Source organism: Mesorhizobium sp. M7A.F.Ca.CA.002.04.1.1, assembly GCF_004022805.1.
Classification (GTDB): Bacteria; Pseudomonadota; Alphaproteobacteria; order Rhizobiales; family Rhizobiaceae; genus Mesorhizobium; species Mesorhizobium ciceri.
Map to the genome: position 1 here is coordinate 1 of NZ_RZPL01000744.1, position 2,698 is coordinate 2,698.

At 63.4% G+C, this 2,698-nt stretch carries 2 protein-coding genes; one reads left to right on the forward strand and one right to left on the reverse strand.

The genetic code is table 11. From position 1 onward, the window contains the following. Positions 1 to 1,531, reverse strand: a 1,531-nt coding sequence (gene secA / locus ENZ75_RS27730) for a preprotein translocase subunit SecA (RefSeq protein ID WP_128278466.1), incomplete at its 3' end; no start/stop codon positions are given. A gap of 246 nt (positions 1,532 to 1,777) precedes the next feature. On the opposite strand from secA, the gene ENZ75_RS27735 reads away from it, so the two are divergent. After that, positions 1,778 to 2,695: a peptidylprolyl isomerase gene (locus ENZ75_RS27735; protein WP_024503787.1), complete on the forward strand. Its 918-nt coding sequence runs from the start codon at positions 1,778 to 1,780 to the stop codon at positions 2,693 to 2,695. Positions 2,696 to 2,698: the final 3 nt, after the last annotated feature.

Consider the following 2,698-nt stretch of genomic DNA (forward strand, 5'->3'; position numbering starts at 1 on the left):
TCTCGGCATTGCCGCCGAGCTTGACGTCGGTGCCGCGGCCGGCCATGTTGGTGGCGATGGTGATGGCGCCGGGCTTGCCGGCCTGGGCGACGATCGCCGCCTCGCGCTCGTGATGGCGAGCGTTCAGCACTTCGAAATCGGTAAAACCTTCCTTGCGCAGGCGCTCGGCCAGCTGCTCGGACTTTTCGATGGAGGTGGTGCCGACCAGCGTCGGCTGGCCCTTGGCGCTGGCTTCGCGGATCTCCCTGACGATCGCCTTGTATTTCTCCTCGACCGTCCGGTAGACCTCGTCGTCCTCGTCGATGCGGATCACCGGCAGATTGGTCGGGATCTCGGTGACTTCGAGGCCGTAGATGTTGCCGAATTCCTCTGCCTCGGTCAGCGCCGTGCCGGTCATGCCGGACAGCTTCTTGTAGAGGCGGAAATAGTTCTGGAAGGTGACGGAGGCGAGCGTCTGGTTCTCCGGCTGGATCGCCACATGCTCCTTGGCTTCGAGCGCCTGGTGCAGGCCTTCCGAATAGCGGCGGCCCGGCATCATGCGGCCGGTGAACTCGTCGATGATGACGATCTCGCCGTTGCGGACGATATAGTCCTTGTCCTTCTGGAACAGCCGGTGCGCCTTCAGCGCGTTATTGACGTGGTGGACGATGGCGACGTTCTCGACGTCGTAGAGCGACTCGCCCTTGAGCAGGCCGGCGTCGCGCAAAAGGTTCTCGAGCTTCTCGGTGCCTTCCTCGGTGAAGATCGAGGTCTTCTGCTTCTCGTCGATCTCATAATCCTGCGGCTGCAGCTGGATGATGAAGGTGTCGATGGTGTTGTACATTTCCGAACGGTCCTCGAGCGGACCGGAAATGATCAACGGCGTGCGTGCCTCGTCGACCAGGATGGAATCGACTTCGTCGACGATCGCGTAATTGTGACCGCGCTGCACCATCTGGGCGCGCTCGTATTTCATGTTGTCGCGCAGATAGTCGAAGCCGAGCTCGTTGTTGGTGGCGTAGGTGACATCGGCGGCGTAGGCGGCGCTGCGCTCCTCGTCGGACAGGCCGTGGACGATGACGCCGACCGAGAGGCCGAGGAATTTGTAGACGCGGCCCATCCATTCGGAGTCGCGGGTGGCCAGATAGTCGTTGACGGTGACGACGTGGACGCCCTTGCCGGCAAGCGCGTTGAGGTAGACCGGCAGCGTCGCGACCAGGGTCTTGCCCTCGCCAGTGCGCATCTCGGCAATGCCGCCATTGTGCAGCACCATGCCGCCGATCAGCTGGACATCGAAGGGGCGCATGCCGAGCACGCGGCGCGCGGCCTCGCGGGCGGTGGCGAAGGCCGGCACCAACAGATCGTCGAGCGTGGCGCCGTTGGCGATGTCCTGGCGGAATTTCGCGGTGCGGCCGACCAATTCCTCATCGGAAAGCGCCCGCATCTCGTTTTCCATGGCGTTGATCGCCTCGACACGGGGCCGGGTCGATTTGACCCGACGGTCGTTGGAGGAACCGAAAACCTTACGGGCGAGACCGCCGAGACTGACCATCCAATGGTCCTTTCGATAGAATTCTCAATCTTGAGATGAGCGCCGGGCGGCCCCATCAATTCCACGTGAACGTGGACAAACACAAAAAGCGCCCGGAAAACGGTTCTGGACGCAAAGTCGTTGGACAGATAAGAGGGGGCTCAACTGATGTCAACGCCGCGCTGGCCCTGCTGGCTGCGCCAAATTCCGCCACAATCTGGCCGATCTGGAAGCACCCCTCTTAACAATCCCCACCGGAGTCCCCCTATGTCCCTGTTGTTTCGCCGCGCGTCGCTCGCCAGCCTTGGCTTGGCCGTCGGCCTGTCGGCCCTTTCGCTCTCGCCTGTGATGGCGCAGCAAACCGCTCCCGCTCCAGCGGATGCAGCAGCGCCAGCCGCGGCACCGGTCGATCCCAATAAGGTTATCGCCACGGTCAACGGTCAGCCCCTGACCGAAGCAGATCTGGTGCTTGCCGAAGGGGAATTGTCGCAGCAGTTCGCACAATTGCCGCCCGAGCAGCGCCGTGCCGCCGCCCTTTCGGCTGCCATCGAGATCCGCGTCATGGCCGCCCAGGCGGTCACCACAGGGCTCGACAAGGATCCCGACTTCCAGCGCCGCATGGCCTTCCTGCAGCAGCGCGCGCTGCATGGCGAGATGGTCGAGAAGGGTGTCGTCGACAAGGTCACCGACGCCGAGGTCCGCGCCCGTTACGACCAGGAAATCGCCAACACGCCGCCCACCAACGAGCTGCATGCCCGTCACATCCTCGTGAAGACGAAGGAAGAGGCCGAGGCGATCATCAAGCAGCTCGACGGCGGCGCCGACTTCCAGAAGCTCGCCAACGAGCACACCAGCGATCCGTCAGGCAAGACCAGCGGCGGCGACCTCGGCTGGTTCGGACCTGGCCAGATGGTGCCGGAGTTCGACAAGGCGGCCTCCGCGCTCGAGGTCGGCAAATACACCGAGCAGCCGGTGCAAACGCAGTTCGGCTGGCATGTCATCAAGCTCGAGGACAAGCGCACCAAGCAGCCGCCGGCCTTCGACGACGTCAAGGACCAGGCCAAGCAGGCGGTCATCCGCGACAAGTATTTCGCGCTGGTCAAGTCGCTGCGCGCCGGCGCCAAGGTCGAGATCCCCGACGCCAACCTGAAGAAGGCGGTCGATACGCTGGAAAGCGCCAAGTAAGAC

Excerpts from the sequence above, each read along its gene's own strand:
- ENZ75_RS27735 (WP_024503787.1), top strand. The coding sequence starts at position 1,778 with ATGTCCCTGTTGTTTCGCCGCGCGTCGCTCGCCAGCCTTGGCTTGGCC.